The 21,453-nt window shown below is 65.7% G+C and carries 12 protein-coding genes; 7 read left to right on the top strand and 5 right to left on the bottom strand.

The window, feature by feature from the left end; genetic code table 11:
* Window positions 1-123: 123 nt before the first annotated feature.
* Genes soxB through H0I76_RS03930 form a run of 5 tightly spaced genes read left to right on the top strand, consistent with a single transcriptional unit; the run spans window position 124 to window position 6,126 of the window.
* Window positions 124-1,815: a thiosulfohydrolase SoxB gene (gene soxB / locus H0I76_RS03950; RefSeq protein ID WP_200607310.1), complete on the top strand. Its 1,692-nt coding sequence runs from the start codon at window positions 124-126 to the stop codon at window positions 1,813-1,815.
* 23 nt (window positions 1,816-1,838) lie between these two features.
* On the top strand, window positions 1,839-3,104 hold the full coding sequence (soxC, locus tag H0I76_RS03945) for a sulfite dehydrogenase (RefSeq protein ID WP_200607860.1): 1,266 nt from the start codon (window positions 1,839-1,841) through the stop codon (window positions 3,102-3,104).
* Window positions 3,088-4,131, top strand: a complete 1,044-nt coding sequence (locus H0I76_RS03940; protein ID WP_200607307.1) for a c-type cytochrome — start codon at window positions 3,088-3,090, stop codon at window positions 4,129-4,131. Before soxC ends, H0I76_RS03940 begins: the two co-directional genes overlap by 17 nt.
* Window positions 4,131-4,832, top strand: coding sequence for a c-type cytochrome (locus tag H0I76_RS03935; protein WP_200607305.1), 702 nt, complete (start codon window positions 4,131-4,133; stop codon window positions 4,830-4,832). The genes H0I76_RS03940 and H0I76_RS03935 overlap by 1 nt, the downstream gene beginning before the upstream one ends.
* A gap of 37 nt (window positions 4,833-4,869) precedes the next feature.
* Complete coding sequence (locus tag H0I76_RS03930) at window positions 4,870-6,126, top strand: NAD(P)/FAD-dependent oxidoreductase (protein ID WP_200607303.1); 1,257 nt, start codon at window positions 4,870-4,872, stop codon at window positions 6,124-6,126.
* A 30-nt stretch (window positions 6,127-6,156) separates the two neighbouring features.
* Here the strand turns inward: H0I76_RS03930 and H0I76_RS03925 are convergent, their stop codons facing one another.
* Both H0I76_RS03925 and H0I76_RS03920 read right to left on the bottom strand, forming a co-directional pair.
* Window positions 6,157-7,221, bottom strand: a complete 1,065-nt coding sequence (locus tag H0I76_RS03925) for a YeeE/YedE family protein (protein WP_200607301.1) — start codon at window positions 7,219-7,221, stop codon at window positions 6,157-6,159.
* A 167-nt stretch (window positions 7,222-7,388) separates the two neighbouring features.
* Window positions 7,389-8,552, bottom strand: coding sequence for a mandelate racemase/muconate lactonizing enzyme family protein (locus H0I76_RS03920; protein ID WP_200607299.1), 1,164 nt, complete (start codon window positions 8,550-8,552; stop codon window positions 7,389-7,391).
* A 616-nt stretch (window positions 8,553-9,168) separates the two neighbouring features.
* On the opposite strand from H0I76_RS03920, the gene H0I76_RS03915 reads away from it, so the two are divergent.
* On the top strand, window positions 9,169-11,421 hold the full coding sequence (locus tag H0I76_RS03915) for an Ig-like domain-containing protein (RefSeq protein ID WP_200607297.1): 2,253 nt from the start codon (window positions 9,169-9,171) through the stop codon (window positions 11,419-11,421).
* 110 nt (window positions 11,422-11,531) lie between these two features.
* On the opposite strand, the gene H0I76_RS03910 is transcribed toward H0I76_RS03915, so the two are convergent.
* From H0I76_RS03910 to H0I76_RS03900, 3 genes are all read right to left on the bottom strand, one after another.
* Window positions 11,532-17,573: a DUF5801 repeats-in-toxin domain-containing protein gene (locus tag H0I76_RS03910; protein WP_200607294.1), complete on the bottom strand. Its 6,042-nt coding sequence runs from the start codon at window positions 17,571-17,573 to the stop codon at window positions 11,532-11,534.
* A gap of 881 nt (window positions 17,574-18,454) precedes the next feature.
* Window positions 18,455-18,871 (bottom strand): hypothetical protein, encoded by a 417-nt coding sequence (locus H0I76_RS03905; RefSeq protein ID WP_200607292.1) that lies wholly within the window; start codon window positions 18,869-18,871, stop codon window positions 18,455-18,457.
* Between the two features lie 243 nt (window positions 18,872-19,114).
* A complete protein-coding gene (locus H0I76_RS03900; RefSeq protein WP_200607290.1) occupies window positions 19,115-19,693 on the bottom strand; it encodes a cupin domain-containing protein in 579 nt (192 codons plus the stop codon).
* Window positions 19,694-19,890: 197 nt separating this feature from the next.
* Here H0I76_RS03900 and gabT point away from each other — a divergent pair, with 197 nt between their 5' ends.
* Window positions 19,891-21,348: a 4-aminobutyrate--2-oxoglutarate transaminase gene (gene gabT / locus H0I76_RS03895; protein WP_200607288.1), complete on the top strand. Its 1,458-nt coding sequence runs from the start codon at window positions 19,891-19,893 to the stop codon at window positions 21,346-21,348.
* Window positions 21,349-21,453 lie beyond the last annotated feature (105 nt).

Below are 21,453 nucleotides of genomic sequence, written 5' to 3'. Positions count from 1 at the left end.
CCTTGCCCGCTCCCCTGGATCGGGGGCGGGCGACACGGAAATCTTTTGTAGTGCCAGTCGATCCGGCGGGGCGGGGATGCCGCGCCGCACGGATCCGGCTTGCCTGATGACGGAGACGGACGAATGATCTCGCGGCGCGATTTCCTGCAGGCCACCGTGGCCGCCTCGGCAATCTGGGGGGCATCCGGCGTGGGCAAGTGGTCCCGGTTGGCGGCGCAACAGGTTCTGACGCAGGACCAGCTTCTGGAATTCGATCCGCTGGGCAATGTCACGCTGATCCACATCACCGATGTGCACGCGCAGCTCAAGCCGCTGTGGTTCCGCGAGCCCGAGGTCAACCTCGGTGTGGGTGATGTCGCAGGCCTGCCGCCGCATGTCACCGGAGCCGATTTCCTGAAGCTCTACGGGATCGACAGCGGCTCGCCCCACGCCTACGCGCTGACCTACGAGGATTTCACGGCGCTGGCCGGGACCTATGGCCGGATGGGCGGCATGGATCGGGTCGCGACGGTCGTGAAGGCGATCCGCGCCGAACGCCCCGAGGCGTTGCTGCTCGATGGCGGCGACACCTGGCAGGGCTCGCTCACCGCGCTCCGCACCAACGGGCAGGACATGGTCGACGTGATGAACGCCCTCGGCGTCGAGGCCATGACCAGCCACTGGGAATTCACCCTCGGCATCGACCGCGTCAACGAGATCGTGGAAAGCCTGCCGTTCCCGTTCCTCGGCGCGAACATCTTCGACGCGGAATGGGACGAGCCGGCCTACGAGCCCTACAAGATCTTCGAGCGCGGTGGCGCGAAGATCGCCGTGATCGGTCAGGCCTTCCCCTACATGCCGATCGCCAACCCGGGCTGGATGTTCCCCAACCTGTCCTTCGGCATCCGCGAGGAGCGCATGGCGGCCGTCGTGCAGGAAGTGCGCGATGCGGGCGCCGATCTCGTGGTCGTGCTGTCGCACAACGGGTTCGACGTGGACCGCAAGATGGCGGGCCGCGTCCCTGGCATCGACGTCGTCCTCACCGGGCACACGCATGATGCGCTGCCCGAGCCGGTGATGGTCGGCGAGACGCTGGTGATCGCGTCCGGCTCGAACGGGAAGTTCGTCACGCGCCTCGATCTCGACGTGCGCGAGGGCCGGATGATGGGCTTCAGGCACAAGCTGATCCCGATCTTCTCGGACGTCATCGCGCCGGATGCCGACATGGCAGCCGTGATCGACGGACATCGTGCGCCCTACCAGGCCGAGCTCGACGAGGTCCTGGGCACGACCGAGAGCCTGCTCTACCGCCGCGGCAACTTCAACGGCACCTGGGACGACCTGATCTGCAACGCGCTCCTCGAGGAGCGCGAGGCCGACATCGCGCTGTCACCGGGCTTCCGCTGGGGCCCCAGCCTGCTGCCGGGCGAGCCGATCCGGCGCGAGGATCTGATGAACGCGACCTCGATGAGCTATCCGGCCGCCTACCGCTCGGAAATGAGCGGCGAGCTCCTGCACACGATCATGGAAGACGTTGGCGACAACCTCTTCAACCCCGACCCCTACTACCAGCAGGGCGGCGACATGGTTCGCGTCGGCGGCATGGGCTACGCGATCGACGTGTCGAAGCCGATGGGCTCGCGCATCTCGAACATGACGCTGCTTAAGACCGGCGAGCCGATCGATCCGGCGAAGACCTACGTGGTTTCCGGCTGGGCCAGCGTCAACGAGGCGACCGAAGGCCCGGCGATCTGGGACGTGGTCGAGGCATACCTCAAGCGGCACGGCACTGTGTCCGTTGAGCCCAACACCTCCGTCAAGGTGTCGGGCGCATGACGAAGAACGGGAAGGAACTGGAGATGACCGACAGGAACGGCGCCTCGCGGCGCGATTTCCTCAGGGCGGGCCTCGCCGGTGGTGCGGCTGCGCTCGCGACGGGCACGGTGGCGCGGGCGGCAGGCCCCGATCCCGCGATCACCGAGCAGCAGCCCTGGCGGACGATGCTGGGCGAGGGTGTCGACGCGCGCCCCTATGGCGCGCCGTCGCAATACGAGGCGCATGTCGTGCGCCGCAATGTCGAGTGGCTGACCGCGGACCCGATCAGCTCGGTCAACTTCACGCCTCTGCACGAACTCGAAGGCATCATCACGCCGAACGGGCTGTGCTTCGAGCGCCATCACGGCGGCATCGCCGAGATCGATCCCGCCAAACACCGGCTGATGATCAATGGGCTGGTGGATACCCCGCTGGTGTTCACCATGGCGGACCTGATGCGCTTCCCGCGCGAGAACCGGGTCTACTTCCTCGAATGCGCGGCGAACTCGGGCATGGAGTGGCGCGGCGCGCAGCTCAATGGCTGCCAGTACACCCACGGCATGATCCACAACCTGGTCTACACCGGCATCCCGCTGAAGTACCTGCTGGACGAGGCAGGGGTGCGCACCAACGGCAAGTGGATCCTGCCCGAAGGCGGTGATGCCGCGGGCATGACCCGTTCGATCCCGATCGAGAAGGCGATGGAGGACTGCCTCGTCGCCTTCAAGATGAACGGCGAGGCGCTTCGCCCCGAGCAGGGTTACCCGCTTCGCCTCGTGGTGCCCGGCTGGGAAGGGAACATGTGGGTCAAGTGGCTGCGCCGCATCGAGGTCGGCGACGAGCCCTGGCATCACCGCGAGGAGACGTCGAAATACACCGACCTGCTGGCGGGCGGTAAGGCGCGGCGCTTCACCTGGGTCATGGATGCCAAGTCGGTGATCACCAACCCCTCGCCGCAGGCACCGATCACCCATGGCCGCGGGCCCGCCGTGCTAAGCGGCGTGGCATGGTCGGGCCGCGGGACGATCCCGCGCGTCGACGTCACCATCGACGGCGGCAAGAACTGGTACCAGGCGCGGATGGACGGCCCGTCCTTCGACAAGTCGATGCACCGCTTCTACTTCGAATTCGACTGGGATGGCTCGCCCCTGCTGCTGCAGTCGCGCGCCCATGACTCGACCGGCTACGTCCAGCCGACCAAGGACGAGCTGCGTGCCTTCCGCGGCTACGAGTCGATCTACCACAACAACGGCATCCAGACCTGGTACGTGAACGAGAAGGGAGAGGCCGAGAATGTCGAGGTTTCTTGAGACCGCGCTCGCGCTCGCGATCCTGGCCACTCCGGCGGTCGCGAGCGAGAAGCTGGGCATCGGCCGTCCCGCGCTGCCCGAGGAGGTTGCCGCCTGGGACATCGACGTTCGCCCCGACGGGCAGGGCCTGCCCGAGGGGCGTGGCGACGTGATGACGGGCGAGCCGCTCTACATCGACAACTGCGCGATCTGTCATGGCGATTTCGGCGAGGCCATCGGCCGCTGGCCGGTGTTGTCCGGCGGGCAGGGGACCCTGACCCGCGACGACCCGAACAAGACGATCGGCTCGTACTGGCCGTATCTGTCGACGGTCTTCGATTACGTTCGCCGGGCGATGCCCTTCGGCAATGCCGAGTCGCTGAGCGACGACGAGGTCTATGCCATCACCGCCTACCTGCTCTACCTGAACGATCTGGTGGATGACGACTTCGAGCTGAGCCGCGAGAACTTCACCGAGGTGCGGCTTCCGAACGAAGAAAACTTCTTCATGGACGACCGCGATACGGTCGAACTGCCGGCCCTGACGCGCGAGCCTTGCATGGAGAATTGCAAGGATTCGGTCGAGATTACCGCGCGCGCCGCGGTGATCGACGTGACCCCCGAAGACACGGCCGCGCGCGAACAGCGTGCCGAGGGAGCAGCCCAGGCCGAGGTCGCCGCCGCCCCGGTAGAACCCGCGCCCGAACCCGAGCCGGCGGTGTCGGAGGAGATGCTTGCCGCGGGCGAGAAGGCGTTTCGCGCCTGCCGCGCCTGCCACAAGGTGGGTGAGGGCGCCAAGAACGGGACGGGCCCGGTGTTGAACGGCGTCGTTGGCCATCCGGCTGGCATGGTCGAGGGATTCAAGTACTCGAAGGCGATGAAGAAGCAGGCCGATGGCGGGCTCGTCTGGACGCCCGAGCAGCTCGACGCCTTCATTGCTGACCCGCGTGGCTTCCTGAAAGGCACCCGCATGGCCTATGGTGGCATGAAGGACGACGATCAGCGGGCTGCGCTGATCGCCTATCTGGCGACCTTCTCGGAGGATTGATGCGTCTCTTCCTCGCCGCTTTCTCGATTAGTCTGCTGCTCGGCTTGGAGGCGCAGGCATCCGAGATCGGGGACCGGGAACGCGGCGAGCAGCTCTTCGAGGTCTGCGCCCATTGTCACGAGGTCGGGCCGGGAGCCGTCGACGGCATCGGCCCGCACCTCAACGGCATCTTCGGGCGGCGCGCGGGATCGGTCGAGGATTACGAGTATTCCGAGGGGCTCGCCCGGATGGGCGCGGACGGCGTTGTGTGGACGCTGGAAACTCTCGACATCTACATCGAGAACCCGCGCGCTTTCGTCTCGCGCACGCGCATGGCGTTTCCCGGGCTCGACGATCCGCAGGACCGTGCGGACGTGCTGGCGTATCTGCGGGATTTCTCTGACAACCCGCGGGATATTCCCGAGGCCGAGCCCACCGCGCGCCCCGAGCGCTACGCGGTCGCCCCCGAGGTCCTCGAAATCGTCGGAGACCGGGAATACGGCGCTTACCTCTCCTCCGAATGCCGGACCTGTCATCAGGAAAGCGGCGCGAGCGAGGGGATCCCCGACATCACGCAATGGCCGACGGAGCATTTCGTGCTGGCGATGCATGCATATCGCGACGGCGTGCGCCCCCACCCGGTGATGCAGATGATCGCCTCGCGCCTTGGTGACGAAGAAATCGCTGCGCTGGCCGCGTATTTTGCTACGCTCGGCGAATAGCTGCGCGAAAGCGGCACCAGACAGGGAGGATTGCGCCATGTTGATGAACCGGCGGGTGTTTCTTGGCGCTACGGCGCTCGTGCTTGCGGCTCCGGCGGCGATCGGACAGGCCAAGCCTCGGCTTGTCGTGATCGGCGGCGGCGCCGGCGGTGGCACGGTCGCACGCTATGTCGCCCGCGACGGCCAGGGCGCTGTCGATGTCACTCTGGTCGAGCCGAACGCGATCTATCACACCTGTTTCTTCTCGAACCTCTATCTCGGTGGCGTCCGGAGCTACGACTCGCTCGCCCACAACTACGACCGGCTGGTCGGTGACCACGGGGTGCGGCATGTCGTTGATCGTGCGGTGGGCGTCGATCGCGACGCGCGCGTCGTGACCACGGCCGGCGGCGAGCGGATCGAGTATGATCACCTGGTGGTCTCGCCCGGAATCGATTTCGTCGAGGGCTCGGTTCCCGGCTGGACGCTCGACGACGCCGAGATGATGCCCCATGCCTACAAGGGCGGCGAGCAGGTGCGGCGCCTGAAGTCGCTCGTCGAGGCGATGCCCGAGGGCGGGGTCTTCGGAATGGTCGCGCCGCCCAACCCCTATCGCTGCCCGCCGGGGCCCTACGAGCGGATCTCGATGATCGCCACGCTGCTGAAGGCGAAGAACCCCACCGCCAAGATCCTCATCGTCGATCCGAAGGAGAAGTACTCGAAGCAGGCCCTGTTCGAGGAAGGCTGGCAGCGGCACTACCCGGGCATGATCACCCGCATCGGTCCCGATTTCGGCGGCGGAAGTATCGAGGTACGTCCGGCGGCAGGAGAGTTCGTGGTCGACGGTGTGGTCGAGAAGGTCGATGCGGCCTGCGTGATCCCCGCGCAGCGCGCCGGCGACATCGCCGCTCAGGCCGGCCTGACGAACGATGCCGGATGGGTCCCAATCGATCCAGCCAACATGCGCAGCCTCGCCGATACGGCGATCACGGTGCTCGGGGATGCATCCCAACAGGGCGACATGCCGAAATCCGGATTCTCGGCCAACAGCCAGGCAAAGGTCGCGGCCAACGCGATCCTTGGCGAACTGACCGGCTCGCGCGTCTTCCCGGCGAAATACTCGAACACGTGCTGGTCTTTGATCGCGCCGGAGGACGGCGTGAAAGTCGGCGCATCCTACGAACCGACGCCGGAGAAGATCGCCAGCGTGCACAGCTTCATCAGCGAAACAGGCGAAGACGCGATGCTGCGCAAGGCCACCTTCGAGGAGAGCCTCGGCTGGTACGCGGGCATCACGGCGGACATCTTCAGCTGACGCTGGCGATGCTTTCAGGCGCGGCGCTGGTCAGGGCGTGGCGGTGACGCCACGTTCCTGGTCGAGAAGGAAGTCCGTCGTGACGGCGCCGATCCACATGCAGGTGAGGGCGAGCCAGGCGGTGGCGACGAAGATCGACCCGCCAGTGACGCCTGCGCCGATCGCGCAGCCGCCCGCCAACATGCCGCCGAAGCCCATGAGTGCCGCGCCCACCATCGCGCGGCGCATCGGGCCAGCGCCCTCGAAGCCTTGCAGCTTGAGCTCGCCGGCCGCGCCCGCGGCAATCAGCGCGCCGAGGAAGACGCCGGGCACTAGGCCGACATCGAAGCCGAGATCGGGAAACGGCTCGAGGAAGAACATCAGCGTCCGCGCCGAGGGGCCGGTGAAAGTGGCCGAGGTGATCGAGACAGGCTCGAAGCTGTTCTGCGCGAGCCAGAAGGTAAGCCCGTAGCCAAGCGCGATCGCGAAGCCGACGCCCGAGGCGAAGACCAGTCTGGACAAGCCGATCCGGTTCCGCCGGGCCAGGACCAGCGCGATCGCGGCGGTGATGATGCCCAGCATCAGCCCCGAGGCGTGAGGCACGCCCAGAAGGCTGCGCAGATCGAGGTTGCGGCCCCCTGGCGTCACCCAGAGCGCGGCGAGGCTGTTGCGCAGCGGTGCCAGCCAGCCATGCAGGCTCATCTGGGCCACGACCGCGAAGATCAGGCCCGAGATCACCGAGCGCAGGTTTCCCGTCGCGGCCAGAACGAGGAGCCGACCAGAGCATCCGCGCGCCAGCACCATGCCGACCCCGAACACAAGCCCGCCGATGATGGCGCCGGACCAGCTTCCGGTCACGGCCATCATCCGTGCCTCCTGCGCGCGCAGGAAGCCCAGCGCCTCGGCGCCCTGGACCCAGACCACGGCCGTCGAGAACGCGAGCAGCCACACCGCGACGCGCGCGCCAAGCTGGCCGCGGGCGAACTCGACCGTCGCGGCGCGCAGGCAGAACGCTGAGCGCTGCGCGGCGATACCGAAGACCGCGCCCGTCAAAAGGCCGAACAGGGCGGCGACGGGTCCTTCACCGATGGCGTCGATCAGGTCTACGAGCGACATGTGCTGCATCCCTCGGAACTTCGGCGGCACCATGGCCGAAGCGAAGGCCCCACGCCTTGACGCAGATCAGGTGATGGCCGCGCGGCATCCGGGAACGTGGATTCGCGCGCGCAGTGTGGCGCCGGCGCATCCCAACCCGCCCGTTACGGTCGGAACCGGCGAATGTCTCATTCCGCCAACTGGCGCATCTCGGCGATCAGCTCCGCTTTGCCCTCGAAGCCGATGCCCGGCAGGTCGGGCATCACGATATGCCCGTCCTCGACTTCGACGCCATCCGGGAAGCCGCCATAGGGCTGGAACAGGTCGGGGTAGCTCTCGTTGCCGCCAAGACCCAGCCCGGCGGCGATGTTGAGGGACATCTGGTGTCCGCCATGCGGGATGCAGCGAGACGGCGACCACCCGAACTGGGCCAACACATCCAGCGTCCGCAGATACTCCACGAGGCCGTAGGAGAGCGCACAGTCGAATTGCAGCCAGTCGCGATCGGGCCGCATGCCGCCATATCTGAGCAGGTTTCGCGCGTCCTGGTGCGAGAACAGGTTCTCGCCGGTCGCCATGGGGCCCGGGTAGAACTCGGACAGCGCTGCCTGGAGCGCGTAGTCGAGCGGATCGCCGGCTTCCTCGTACCAGAACAGCGGGTAATCCCGCAGCATCCTCGCATACGTGATCGCGGTCTCGAGATCGAAGCGCCCATTGGCATCGACGGCCAGCCGCGCCGCCGTGCCGATCTCGTCGAGAACGGCCTCGATGCGTCGCCGGTCGTCATCGATCGGCGCGCCGCCGATCTTCATCTTGACCACGGTGTAGCCGCGATCGACATAACTGCGCATCTCGCGGCGCAGGGCGTCGTCGTCCTTGCCGGGATAGTAGTAGCCGCCCGCGGCGTAGACGAAGACGCGAGGGTCGGCCTCGATCCCCTCTCGCTCGGCCAGAAGGCGAAACAGCGGCTTCCCCGCGATCTTGGCGACCGCATCCCAGACGGCCATGTCGATCGTTCCGACCGCGACCGAGCGCTCGCCATGGCCACCGGGCTTCTCGTTACTCATCATCGCCGACCAGATCCGGGCGGGGTCGAGGTTGGACCCGTCGTCATCAACCAGGCTCGCCGGATCCGCCTCGAGCACCCGGTCGCGAAAGCGCTCGCGGATCAGGCCGCCCTGGCCATAGCGCCCGTTCGAGTTGAAGCCGTAACCCACCACCCGTCGCCCGTCGCGGATTACGTCGGTGACGACGGCCACGAGGCTCGCGGTCATCTTCGAGAAGTCGATATAGGCGTTGCGGATTGGGGACGAGATCGGCTTGGTGACTTCGCAGATATCGACGATGCGCATGGAACGGTCCGTTGCTGCGGAAAAACGCGTTTGCGGCCACAGGTTAAGCATTCCCGGGGCTGTCAGGCGAGGGAAGTTTGGCTGCAGCACCCTTTCCGCTCCACCGGGCTGCGAAATCCTGCGTCTCCCTGCAAATCTACAATATCTAGTCAATTGATGCGCCGATGGCGCGACATATGGTGAAAACGCTCGCGCCGTCCGGCCTTGGATGATACTGTTTTCGCCAGCGAATGATTCCGCGTTCGACCGGGAACCGTCTCCGATCCTTGGCGTTGAAGGGTGGCGGGGACGAGCGTGGCAAGTGGGCTTTCCCCGGACGAATTGGCAGTGACCAGACCGCGGCGGTCTGTAGCGTAAGCATCCAGTCTCAGCGGAATGCGCCAAGCGCGCGCCGGCAGCTTTCAGACAATCAGCCGCGGGGGTCGAGAGGCGGTCAACAGGCGTCTTCCCTCAGGGTGACGTGAAAGGGTGCGCGCACGCGCACCCTCCGGGAACTTCGTGCCAGGGCCCGTCAGAGGCGCCGGCAGCGGGCGAACCGATCGGCGCAGTGTGATGGCGCATTTGACGACTGCCTCTCCGCTTCGAATGAACACGGAAGAACGGAGAGAAGACGAGCATGCCGAGGCAGGACAAGAGCGGAAAGGGCGGTCCCGGGGCGGGGGCTCCTTCCAAGTCGGGTACGAACGAAAACGATGTACTCGATGGGTCGGGCGGCTCGTTCCGACTGGAAGGGTTCGATGGGGACGACCTCTATATCGTGGATGATGTCGGCGACGAGGTCGTCGAGAAGCCCAATCGCGGGACGGACACTGTTGCTGCCTCGATCACTTACACGCTCCCGAGGAATGTCGAGAACCTGACGCTCACGGGTTCGGCAGCCATCGACGGCACCGGCAACGACGACGCCAACGAGATTACGGGCAACGCCGGTAATAACCGGCTGTTCGGGCTCAGCGGCGACGACATCCTCTCGGGCGGAGCAGGCGACGACATCATCGACGGCGGGGACGGCATCGACACTGCCGTCTATGGCGGGCTCTCATCCGCCTATTCGCTCACCCGGCTCGCCGATGGCAGCTGGAGGGTCGTGCACCTCGCCTCGGGCGACACCGATACGCTGACCGGGATCGAGCGGCTCGCATTCGACGATGGCGTCTTCGCACCGGATGACCTGCTCGGTGACGGGCCCGTGGCCAATGACGACACGGCCGTAATGCTCGAGGACGAGGCGACACTGATCGACGTGCTTGGAAACGACCAGGGCAACGGCCTTTCGATCGTGTCGGTGTCCGGCGGTGCGCTGGGGACGACCGTGATCGCCAGCGACGGCAAGGTTCAGTACGAGGCCGCGCCCGACGCCGCCGGCACCGACACGCTCACCTACGAGATCGTCGATGCGGCTGGACGCCGTTCGACCGCCACGATCCAGGTTCAGATCGACGAGGTCAACGATGCGCCGGTGGCCGTGGCCGACGACGCTGCCACATCGGAGGGGAGCGCGGTCACGATCGACGTGCTCGCCAATGACACGGACGTCGACGGTGACACGCTCTCGGTCGAGAGCCTCGGGACCGCGGTGCACGGGTCAGTGAGTCTGGATGCCCAGGGCCGTGTGATCTACACGCCCGAGGCCGGGTTCTCCGGAACGGACAGCTTCACCTACACCGTCGGTGACGGGCGAGGAGGGAGCGGATCGGGCACGGTGACGGTCAGTGTGGCCGCCGGAGAGCCGGACCCCGATCCGGGTTCCGATCCGGAGGAGCCTGGCTCGGAGACACCTCCGTACTACGTCACAAACCTTTTCAACGACGCCTGGCGGATGAATGCGCCCGAGCCTTACGGCACGTCGGCCGTGGTGACATTCACCTTCCTCGACAGCACTCCGAGCTACTACCAGAACGGCCTGAACAGCAGCGTGTACACGGACACCTTTGCCGCGTTCAACGAGACCGAGCGCCAGGTGACGCGCGATGCCCTCGCTGCAATCTCGGATTTCGCCAACATCGAGTTCGTCGAAGTTTCGAGCCCGGAGCTTGCTCAGGTCACCTTCGGTTTCGCCGATCTCGGCTTTGCCGCTGGGACGACGTTGTCACCGTCCGGTGATGGGACCGGATACTCGGACAACGATATCTGGCTGAATGTCGACTATCGCAGCGGGAGCTTCGTCGTCGGCTCGGAGGAATACAAGACCCTCATCCATGAAATCGGCCACGCGCTCGGGCTCGATCATGTTGGCCCAGGCATCGGCTGGGAGGAGAACCACAGATCCTACACCGTGATGTCCTATTCGGATCCGCTCGGGCTCGCCTACGAGCCATCGACCTACATGCTCTTCGACATCGCGACGCTGCAGTATCTGTATGGCGCGAACACCGGCTTCCGCACCGGCAACGATGTCTACCGCTTCGGTGAGTTCGACCAGCAGCTCAAGACGATCTGGGATGGCGGCGGCTACGACACGGTCGATTTTTCGGCCGCCTCCTACGGGGTTGAAATCGATCTGCGCGAAGGTGGTTTCGGCAGCGCCGATCCTTACGCGTCGAACACGTTCTCGGTCGCGTATGGCACGGTTCTCGAGGCAGCAATCGGCGGGGCCTACGGCGACCGTCTTATCGGGAATTCGTCGGACAATGTCCTGACCGGCGGCGGTGGCGCGGATGTTTTCGTCTTGGGCTCCGACTGGGGGCAGGACCGGATCACCGATTTCGTTCGCGGCGTCGACGTGCTGGACCTGTCGGCAACCGGGTTGTCGTGGTCCGACCTCTCCGTGTCCGAGACGGGCGGGGATACGGTGATCAGCAGCGGATCGAACAGGGTGGTGCTCGAGGGCGTGACCGGGCTCGACGCGGGCGACTTCCTCATGGCCTGAGAAAGGCTCGCCGCTCTCCGAGGACGCTCTCGCGAGAGGTGTGTCTCTGCTGAATGCGCCGGCCCCGGAGATGCTCTCCGGGGCCGGCAGCGTTTTCGTTGATGTGGTGATCAGACCGCGAACGTGTCGTCGACGCCCGCGATGATCCCGTCGGCATTCTCGAGCGTGCCATCGATGCCGGTGCGGAAGGTGGCGATGTCATAGTCGCCGTCGTCATCCATGATCTTCGCCTGCCAGTCGAGCGCCTGGTCCTCGGTCGGCTGGGGCAGGCCGATCTCGAAGTCGAGCAGCCGGACGCCGACATTGGTGTCAATCTCGCCATCGACGAGATCGAACGTGGTTCGAACATAGATCGCGTCGAAGCTCTCGCCTTCATGGCCGAGGTCTTCGCGCATGAGGGTGACCGGGACCTCGTTGTTGCCTCCCGGAACCTGGATGGGGGCTTGCCCGTAGTCCACGATCGCCCCTTCGTCGACGATGTACCAGTCGAGATAGACGGTGTTGAGCTGCGTCGGGCCTCCTCCCCCGACGTACTCGATGGAGAAGCTGAGGCTCGCCATCTCGACCAGCACGTCATCCGCGGTCGACACCGTGTTCTTGGTATCGAGAATGGCAGCCGTGAACGCTTCGTTGTGGTTGAACTGCGACGACTGGTTCCCCGTGCCGGACGGCCCCTTGATGCCGAAGCCCTCGTTGTTCGGGTTGCCGTCGTCGCCGGCATTGGCCGAGCCAGCGCCGGGCAGGTCCACGAGGTTCGTGCCGTCGTTGTCTTCCCTCGGGTCCTGAGCCTGGGCCAGGGTCCCGGTCACGTTCGGGGACCAGACTGCGTCGGTCACCAGCAGCCCGTCGAACAGCGCGACCAAGCCTGCCTCGCCGATCGGCGGGGACAGGATCTCCTTTGGCCCGCCCGACGCGATGGCACTGAAGTCCACCGGCAGCGAGACCGGAGGCGGGCTCTGGAACGCCTCCCACTCATACCACCAAGTGGTCGAGTCCGCGGCGCTGTCGTGGATGGTGAGGCGGAAGTATTCGTCTCCCTCTCCATCCTCCTCGTCGAAGTAGCCCACGATCTTGCCGTTGTCCGCGGGGTCGGCATAGGCGTAGAGCGTCAGCCCCTCGGCGTATTCGATGGTGGCGTCGAGCGCCGTGACGGTGACGCCGCCACCACCCTCGTTCTCGTCGGTGCCGATATGGGTCTCGAGGAGCGTCTGCTCGCCATCGCCCGAGCCGGCGGCGAAACTGATCGCCTTGTCGGGCACGTTGTCGGCGCCGTCCGGGTCGCTGATCTCGTCGCCATTCTCGCCATTGTCGCCGATGTCGGGGATGTCGTCCTCGATGGCCTGCTGGGCGAAGGTCGCCGGCAGGTCGAGAATGTCGCCATCGCCTTCGGTGACCAGCAGGGCCGGGGTGAGGTTCAGAACCTTGTTCTCCTCCTGGTCGTCGTCGTCCACGCCCAGGCCACTCGCCTCGATCCGTTCGGTCGCGGTCGCATGGTCGATCTGGTCGATGGCGAGGAAACTGGCGAGCCCGAGTCCCGTCACCGAGAAGGTGAAGACCAGGCGGTCTCCGTCATCGAGCCCGGCCGTGCCGCTGTCGACGAATCCGGTCAGGACGTAGGTGTCGTCCTCGGGGTCGTCGTCCTCGGGGTCGGCGATGTCGTCATTGAATCGTTGGACGTCGAAGGAGACCGTCTCGCCCTGCGACTGGAGCCCCACATTGGCGGCCGCCACTGCGGTCGTGTCGAGGTTCATCGAGAAGATCAGGGTCTTCTCGACGCTCGTCGTGATCGAGGGCTTGAGGTCGAAGTTGTCATACCGGTGGTTGGTTCCCGACCCGTCCTCGTCGAGGCCGGTCGACTGCACGTCGGCTGGCAGCGTCGCTGCGTCCGGCAGGTCGTCCTCCTCGATATCCGGCAGGTCGTTGGAACCGGCAGACGGCCCGTCGTCGTCGATCGACAGCACGGTCTCATCGTCGTCGATCAGCGTGATGTCGTGGAAGTCGGAGGCAGTGTCCTCATCACCATCCTCGACCATTGCGGTCCAGCGGACGCTGAGGAAGTCGGCTGCGTCCGTGGTGAGAAGCCGCGCCTCCTCGTCCGAGAGGTTGGGATCGCCGTTCTCGACCGGCGCGAACTGCTCGTAAACGAAGAATGCGCTCGCCGGCGTGTCAGCGTTCTCGATTGTCATGCGCAGGATGACATAGTCGTCGTCGCCCGTACCCAGCGTGCCGTCATCGCCGGGCACGCGGCCCTCGATGACGGTGTCCGAGACCTTGACCAGCCAGATCGTGCGGCTGGCCACGCCGAGCCCGTCGAGTGCCGAGCCCTCGACGTCCGTCGCGACGAGGGTCGTCTCGATCGGTGCCTCGTCGGTCGAGGAGAGCACGAAGCTCAGCGTGTCCGTACGGCCGGTGCTGCCGTTGAGGGCGCCCGCGCCGTCACTGCCGAAGTCGACATCCGTGGCGTCGAACAGCGCGGCGATCTGGCCGGCCGTCGTGCGCAACTCGCCGATCGCCTGCGAGACGGCGGCCTGCGTCGTGTCGTAGCCCGCCTCGAAGCCGTCCGGAGCGGTTTCCCAGACCGGCTGGTTGGCCGATGCCGCGCCGTTGGCGACGATCACGTCGTCGAGATCCCCGTTCACCGGGCCGCCATTCGACTCGCCCTCGCCCGTCCGGTAGCGATCCGCGTTGTCCGGGATCAGGTCCCCATCGGGGTTGATCGTCTCGTCGAGGTTCCGAGCAAGCGTGCTCACGTCGCCGTTGGCGGACCCGACGACGGTCACGGACGGACCGTCGTCGTCGATCTTCGTGATCGTGGTTATGTCGACGGTGGCGGAGGCCGAATCCCCGTCCTTGTCGTAGATCGTCTTTCGCACGACGACGAGGTCGGAGCCCGGATGGATCAGGGTCTCGTCATGGCTGCCCGGCGGGGTGGTGCCGTCGCCTTTGGTTGGATGCACGACCGCGCGCGATTGGCTGACCGTGACAGTGCCGGTCGAGGCATCGATCTCGTACCGGATCACCTCCTCGCCGTCATCCGGGCCACCGTCGACCGTGCCGATGATCACGCCGCCATCAAGATTGTAGACAACGGGCATTCCCGAGACGCTGTCGGTGAGCCCCGATGCTGCGTTTGTGCCCGGGTCATCAAGGGCGTAAGTCGTGGCAGTCAGGTCCTCGGTGTCGGTGCCGGCGTCCTTCGTTTCGGTGAAGTAGTCGATCGCGTCGATCGAGTCCTGGGCAAGATATGTCCCCGCCTCGTCGCCATCATCGGCCGTCTCGTCGAGTAACAGCTCGGCTCCAGCCTTGAGCGTGAGGCTGAGCAACGGCCCGTCATCATCGAAATCGAAGGGCGAGCCCGACATCGTGATCAGATCGCGCGAATGGCTGTCGGAATCCGTGTCGCCCTCGAAGTCGGTCCGGGTCACGGTGAGCTTCAGGGCGACCTTCTCGGTGCCGAGCAGGGTCGCGAGCGTGATCTCCTCGTCGAAGACCGACGGGTTCTCGGTGCCACCATGGTCATAGGCCAGGAACTGCTGCACTCGGATCTGCGAGGCCGGGTCGGTGGCGTCGAGGATGGCGATGCGCAGGGCGACGTCACCGCTCGCATCGGTCTCGCGCCCGATGATCTCGCCGCTCTCGAGGAACAGCACCACCGTCTCGCCATTGACCGTGGTCGTGAGGTTGGTGGCGATGCCGTCATCCCCGACCTCAGTGAACTCGAACTCGAACAAGTAGCCAAGCGCGCCGCCCGACCCGTCCGACCCGTCCGAGCCGGACTGGTTGAACAGCGAGCCGATGCCACCTGCCGCGGTGGTGTCGAGCTGGCCGATGGGCGTGAGCAAGCCGAAATCATTGACCGTATCGTCGGCCGCCGCGTTGTCATCGAACGGGGCGACGTCGCCAGCGCCGTAACGATCGTCCTCTCCGGCCGGCAGAGCAGCGCCGATCGTCTCGTCGAGATTGACGTTCAGCACCTCGTTGACGACAGCGGCGGACGCCGTCACCACCTGGTGCGGGCCGTCGTCGTCGAACGAAATGTCGTCGGTGACGTCGGCGATCGCGGTCTTGCTGTCGCTGTCGTCGTCGCCGTCCACGATCGTCTTGTCGCGTTGCACGCCCAGATAGGAGTCGGCGTCGGTGATCGACAGGACGAGGTTCTCGTCATGCGTCGTGGTCGTGCCGCTGTGCAGGATCGGAATGTAATGCGTCACCTTGAGGTTGGCGGTCGCGGGATCAGTGCTGGTGAGCTCGATCACGAAGGCGACGTTTGCCGTGACGGTGGTGTCCGTCTCGCCGTCGACCATTCCGTAGACCTTGCCGCCCGCAAGCACGAGGTCGATCGTGTCGTCGGTGAAGGCACTGCCCGGGTCGGACACGCTCAGGTCGGTGGCCAGCGTCGTCACGGTCGCGTCCGCGCCATCGACAAGCACCAGCTTCACCTCGTCCGACGCAGATAGGCCGCCCGGGTTCGTGGGGGCGCCGTTGCCATCGGTGTCGAAGGTCGACGACGTGTTGAACAGCGTTCCGACCACCTCGTTGGAGGTCACCTGGCCGATCGCGCCGGCAGGTAAGCCGCCGGGCTCGTCGTCGTCGGCGTTGTCGTCGCCGACGGCCGCTTCGGCCGCATCCGCATACCGGTCGTTGATGTCCTCGCCCACGCCGGGCAGGTCGGCGCCGATGGTCTCGTCAAGTTCGAGCCCGGTGAGCGAGTTCCCGTTCGCGGTCAGCGTCAGGGACAGACCCGCATCGTCGAGCGCGAAGATATTGAGCGGAATCTCGCTGTCGTTCGACTGGCTGGTGGAGAAGCCGCCGATGTCGCCCTTGTTGCCGCCGCCCGCGGTGGGGTCGACCCGCGCCGTCACCGTCGTGTACAGCCGCGAGAAATTGGTGCTGGTGCTGACGCTCGTGAAGTCGTTCTTGAGGAGGCCCATTACCTCGACGCCGCCGGATGACTCGTCAGGATTGGTGGCGCCCCAGTCACTCGGCGTGAAGTCGACGGTGATCGTCCGGCCGAAGCCAATCTGGGTGACAAGCCCGTCGGCGTCCTGGTCCGCCGAGTCGAAGGTAAGCTCGCCACCACCGGCCAGATCGACCGTGACGCTCACGATGGTAACGGCCGTGTCGTCCATCAGTTCGGTCGAGAAGAAGTCCGTTCCACCGTTCTCAGCGCCAGCGCCAGCGGCCGCGGCCGCGATGAGCACGCTCATCGTCCCGAAATCCTGGGCGATCTTGAAGGACGCCTCGTTGATGGTGTCGAGGGCCGAATATGAGATGTTGTTGATGTCTTTCGCCTGCTGGTTCGTCAGATTGTCGGGAAGCAGGAAGCTTCCGGTCCAGGTCTTCACGAACGTCGCGACAAGGGTTTCCCCCGGATCGGCCTGCTGATTGTGCCAGCCGAAGGCAGTGGGATCGGTCTTCGATGAATTGAGCTTGTTGAGCTCATACAATCCGGTGATCAGGAGCACTTCGCTGCCGCTGAATGCCGGTGCGGCCTGGAACAAGACATTGGTGGCGGGGTTGTCACCAAAATTGAACCCGCTCAGCTCCGAGGCCTTGATGCCGATGAAGTTGTCGAGGTTGATACTGTTGTCCGGATCGTTTGAACCGGTCAGGTCGTCCCGGATCGCCTGGAAGGTGACGACCGCGAAGCTCAGCTCCTTCTCGTCATCCAGCGGGTCGGCGTCCGCGACCTTCATAAAGGCCGCGAAAGCAAGATCGCCACCTGCGTCGACACCGAACACGACCTGCCCGGAAAGCGCGCCGGCCATGCCGTCATAATCGCCGAACAGGTAGACGGCCTGCTCGCCGTCGGTTGTGACGATGGTTGTCGGATGGCCAGTCGTCGGATCGGTGACGCCCGGGTCGTAGTTGTCGAGATCGACACTCGTGCCTGTGCCGCTGTTCCAGCCCGTGAGCGAGATGTCGGTCAGCGAGCCTTCGAAGCCGACGGTCATGTAATTGGTCTCGGCCGCGATCCGGCCGTTCGAGGGGAATGCCGGGTTCAGGGCAAGTGTCGTGAACAGCAGCGTGTCGAATGCTGCAAAGTCCGTTGCCAGCTGGGCTTTCGTGATGTCGCTATCGGCTGCATCTACGCCCGAGCTTTCATCGAGCACGATCTTCAGCGAAGGGTCGGTGATGGTGAAGGTAGCCATGATGTCCGTCCGTTGATTGTTCTTCTTCGGCGCCGTTGACGTGGCTCACGCTGCTGTACGGGAACTCCTCGGCCTGCGGCGGCGGCCCGAATGGGCTCGCGCGCGCCGCGCAAAACGACTGCGGGCGCTGATCGCCTATTGCGACCGCGCCTGTATCAGCGTCCTTGGCCTCTCGGAGGTTTTTTGCGGGCGTCCAAACTCGGGACACAACCTTAAGTTGTATTATGCCACATAATCACATAAATACAACCTTAAGTTGCGCAAATCTCTCGTGACTGAAAAAGTTCGCGCGATCATTCCGTTAAGGCCAACTAGCCGCGAATACTTGAGCCATATTGATACACGCGCAAATCGCGGCATCCATTCCGCAAGGGCGGAATAGTTGCCAGCTCCACGCCTAGATAACGACTCGGGGTCTTCGGTGTGTTTTGTCGGGCCACGTCCCCGGCAAGTTGTGCGCGACGCCGCCTCGTGCGAATGCCGTCATGGGAATTAAGACCGTGCGACGGGACTTCGAACCCGACGCGCGATGAGGACCACGGCGCATCATGGCGTCAAGCGCATGCTGGGCCGAGACTGCCGCCGGATCGACTTCGGGAGCGCGGCATCAGTCCCGCGAAATGCGCATGACCCCGTTCCTCGCTCTGAGGACGCGGGCCTGGTCATCCATGACCCGGCATCCCGGATGGTCGACTGTTCGACATTTCCGCGCGCAAAGAGCGCGCGGGGAACCCTGCGCCGGAACAGGAAGTCCATGTCGGGATCACGGTCGCAGCCGAAATCTGCGCCGCGACGCGCCACACAGCGGGTTCGCCGCGCGATCTCGAGCGGCGGATGGATCTCGTCCCGGGCCTTGCGAAAGCGGCCCGGGCGCGCGCGGCTCAGTCCTGCTCGACCTCGGCCGCGATCTTGTTCCACTCGGCCAGGACGCCGTCGAGGAAGATGCTGTACCAACGCCAGTTGCGGCTCCATTCCGGGACGCCGGACAGGGCTCTCAGCCGCGGTGCGACGGTGTCGAGCGGGCTTTCGGCAAAGGCGCGATGAAGCTTCTCGCGCACGCTGCCGCCCGCCTTGAGCCACAGCACACATTTGAGCTGGGCATAGCTCGCGTCCTCGCGGAGCCAGCGGGCGCCGGTGTTCCGGGCGTCCTCGGTCAGCGTGCGCAAGTATTCCGCGCGCGATGCCCGAAGGCGCTCGATCGCGGCGTCGGCCGCGCCAGCCTCATGCTCCTGGCTCGCCGGAGCGGCCAGGCTGAGCTCGTCGACTTCGTGCGATTGCTGCGTGTAATGCTGGTTCATCGGATCTCGAGATGCCTCGTTACGATGTCTCGCTCTGTATTAGCTGTGCGCCTCATGGGCGACTGAATCAAGGAAAAATCGCCAATCGGTTGCAAGGCGTGATGGCCGGTACGCCCGGAAGGCACCATCCTGGCAAGGCCTGCCCGCATCCGGGTCCGAAGAACCCGGCGCTCTGATTATGGTGTGAAGGTGGAGCGCGAGGCGATTGCCCGCCGGGGCCGCGCCAAGCGGCCTGCCGCTCGTTCAGAACGTGGGCGGCGTGCAGGCCGAGACGATCACGCAGTCGATGTCGCCGATATTGCGAAAGCGGTGGGGCGTGCGGCTGTCGAAAAGATACCCGTCGCCCGGGTTGAGCACGCGCACCTCGTCGCCCACCGTGATCTCGATGATCCCCGCAATGACCACGCCGCCTTCCTCGGACTCGTGCTGCAGCATCTCGGTTCCGGTGTCGGTGCCGGGCGGGTAGCGCTCGTGCAGGATCTGGAGCGTATGGCGCGACGCGTCGCCGACCTGCCTCAGCGACACGCGTGCCGCGCCGTGGCCGTTCATGCCGATATCGGCAGGCGAGAGCTCGGTGAACTCGGACGCGGCGTAGAAGCGGCGCGGCGCGTCCGCGTTCTCGGCGACCGCGAAGAACTCGGACAGGGTCATGGGGATGGCGTCGAGCAGGCTCTTGAGGGACGACACCGAGGGGCTGCTCTTGTTCTGCTCGATCAGCGAGATCGTGCCGTTGGTCACGCCCGACCGCGACGCCAGCTCGCGCTGCGACAGGCCGCGCGTCTCGCGCACCTCCTTCAGGCGCCTCCCGATGTCGATATCCATGCCGCCTCCTTGCTGCTGTTTAGAAAATCGATCATCCGGAAAATTTTTCAAGGGGCGTGAAGCATGGCGGTCAAGCCCATGAAAATCCGATGTTCTCTTATACAGTCCTTCCCCGTCGCGGCAAATCAAAATGCCGCTGGGATTTATAAATTAAACATGATACCGATATTTTAAACGTCGCTGTAAGGAGATTCGATATGGCCGACGCACGCACCCCCAAGACCAGCCGGGCCAGCACCGCCAAGAAGGCACCCGCCAAGCGCAGCACGCGGACCAAGGCGGAATCCGCCGGCGCCGTGGCGCCCGCGGCCTCGGCGCCGGTCGCGCCCCCGGCAACCGGCCAGACCAATGCCGGGCTTCTTGCCCGTCGCGAGGCCGCCGTCGCGCGCGGCGTCGCCTCGGCCACGCAGGTCTTTGCCGCGCATGCCGAGAATGCCGAGCTTTGGGACGTCGAGGGCCGGCGCTACATCGACTTCGCCGGCGGCATCGCCGTGCTCAATACCGGCCACCGCCATCCGAAGGTCATGCAGGCCGCGGCCGAGCAGTCGGACCACTTCACGCACACCAGCTTCCAGGTCGTGCCCTACGAGTCCTACGTCGCGCTGGCGGAGAAGCTGAACGCGCTTGCGCCGGGCGACTTCCCGAAGAAGACCCTGCTGGTCACGACCGGTGCCGAGGCGGTCGAGAACGCGGTCAAGATCGCGCGCGCGGCCACCGGCCGGCCCGGCGTCATCGCCTTCACCGGCGGGTATCACGGGCGCACGATGCTGACCCTCGGGCTCACGGGCAAGGTCGCGCCCTACAAGAAGGATTTCGGGCCCTTCCCCGGTGACATCTTCCGCGCGCCGCTGCCCGACGCGCGCGCCGGCACGACCGTCGCCAACTGCATCGAGGCGCTCAAGACCATCTTCCTCACGGATGTCGAGCCGTCGCGGGTCGCCGCGATCATCCTCGAGCCCGTGCTGGGCGAGGGTGGCTACATCCCCGTTCCTGCCGAGATGTGGCGCGCGCTGCGCGAGATCTGCGACCAGCATGGCATCCTGCTCATCGCCGACGAGATCCAGTCGGGCTTTGCCCGCACCGGCACCTGGTTCGCGGTCGAGCATTCCGGCGTGGTCCCCGACCTCATCACGGTCGCCAAGAGCATGGCCGGCGGCTTCCCCATCGCTGGCGTCATCGGCCGCGCCTCGGTGATGGATGCGGTCGCGCCCGGCGGGCTCGGCGGCACGTATGGCGGCAACCCCGTAGCCTGCGCCGCGGCGCTCGCGGCCATCGAGGCGATCGAGAGCGAGGGTCTGCTGGCTCGGTCGGCGGCGGTGGGCGAGTTGTTCCGCCAGCGCTTCGCCGAGATTGGCGCGCGCACGGCGCCCTGGCGCATGTGGGACATCCGCGGCATCGGCGCGATGCTGGCGGTCGAGTTCGTGACCGACTTCACCTCGGCCGCACCGGATGCGGCCCTGACCAAGGCGATCGTCGAGAACGCGCGCAAGCTGGGGCTGATCCTTCTGTCCTGCGGCATGCATTCGAACGCCATCCGCATCATGGTCCCGCTCACGGCCTCGGATGCGCTGATCGAGGAAGGCCTCGCCATCTTCGAGACCGCGCTGGCCCAGGCCATCGCGCAGGAGAACGCGGCCCGCCCCGCGGTCGCCTGAGCCGCGACCCTCAGCTGATGCTTGTGGCGCTCTCGGTCCGCCGGGGGCGCCTTTTCTTTTCTGGCGCCTCGGGAGCCGCTTAACGTCGTGTCGCGGGCACAAGAT

This window comes from Thermohalobaculum xanthum, from assembly GCF_016623495.1.
GTDB classification, from domain to species: domain Bacteria; phylum Pseudomonadota; class Alphaproteobacteria; order Rhodobacterales; family Rhodobacteraceae; genus Thermohalobaculum; species Thermohalobaculum xanthum.
This window is presented reverse-complemented; position numbering and strand designations above follow the sequence as displayed.

Excerpts from the sequence above, each read along its gene's own strand:
- soxB (WP_200607310.1), top strand. The coding sequence starts at position 124 with ATGATCTCGCGGCGCGATTTCCTGCAGGCCACCGTGGCCGCCTCGGCA.
- soxC (WP_200607860.1), top strand. The coding sequence starts at position 1,839 with ATGACCGACAGGAACGGCGCCTCGCGGCGCGATTTCCTCAGGGCGGGC.
- H0I76_RS03940 (WP_200607307.1), top strand. The coding sequence starts at position 3,088 with ATGTCGAGGTTTCTTGAGACCGCGCTCGCGCTCGCGATCCTGGCCACT.
- H0I76_RS03935 (WP_200607305.1), top strand. The coding sequence starts at position 4,131 with ATGCGTCTCTTCCTCGCCGCTTTCTCGATTAGTCTGCTGCTCGGCTTG.
- H0I76_RS03930 (WP_200607303.1), top strand. The coding sequence starts at position 4,870 with ATGTTGATGAACCGGCGGGTGTTTCTTGGCGCTACGGCGCTCGTGCTT.
- H0I76_RS03925 (WP_200607301.1), bottom strand. The coding sequence starts at position 7,221 with ATGTCGCTCGTAGACCTGATCGACGCCATCGGTGAAGGACCCGTCGCC.
- H0I76_RS03920 (WP_200607299.1), bottom strand. The coding sequence starts at position 8,552 with ATGCGCATCGTCGATATCTGCGAAGTCACCAAGCCGATCTCGTCCCCA.
- H0I76_RS03915 (WP_200607297.1), top strand. The coding sequence starts at position 9,169 with ATGCCGAGGCAGGACAAGAGCGGAAAGGGCGGTCCCGGGGCGGGGGCT.
- H0I76_RS03910 (WP_200607294.1), bottom strand. The coding sequence starts at position 17,573 with ATGGCTACCTTCACCATCACCGACCCTTCGCTGAAGATCGTGCTCGAT.
- H0I76_RS03905 (WP_200607292.1), bottom strand. The coding sequence starts at position 18,871 with ATGAACCAGCATTACACGCAGCAATCGCACGAAGTCGACGAGCTCAGC.
- H0I76_RS03900 (WP_200607290.1), bottom strand. The coding sequence starts at position 19,693 with ATGGATATCGACATCGGGAGGCGCCTGAAGGAGGTGCGCGAGACGCGC.
- gabT (WP_200607288.1), top strand. The coding sequence starts at position 19,891 with ATGGCCGACGCACGCACCCCCAAGACCAGCCGGGCCAGCACCGCCAAG.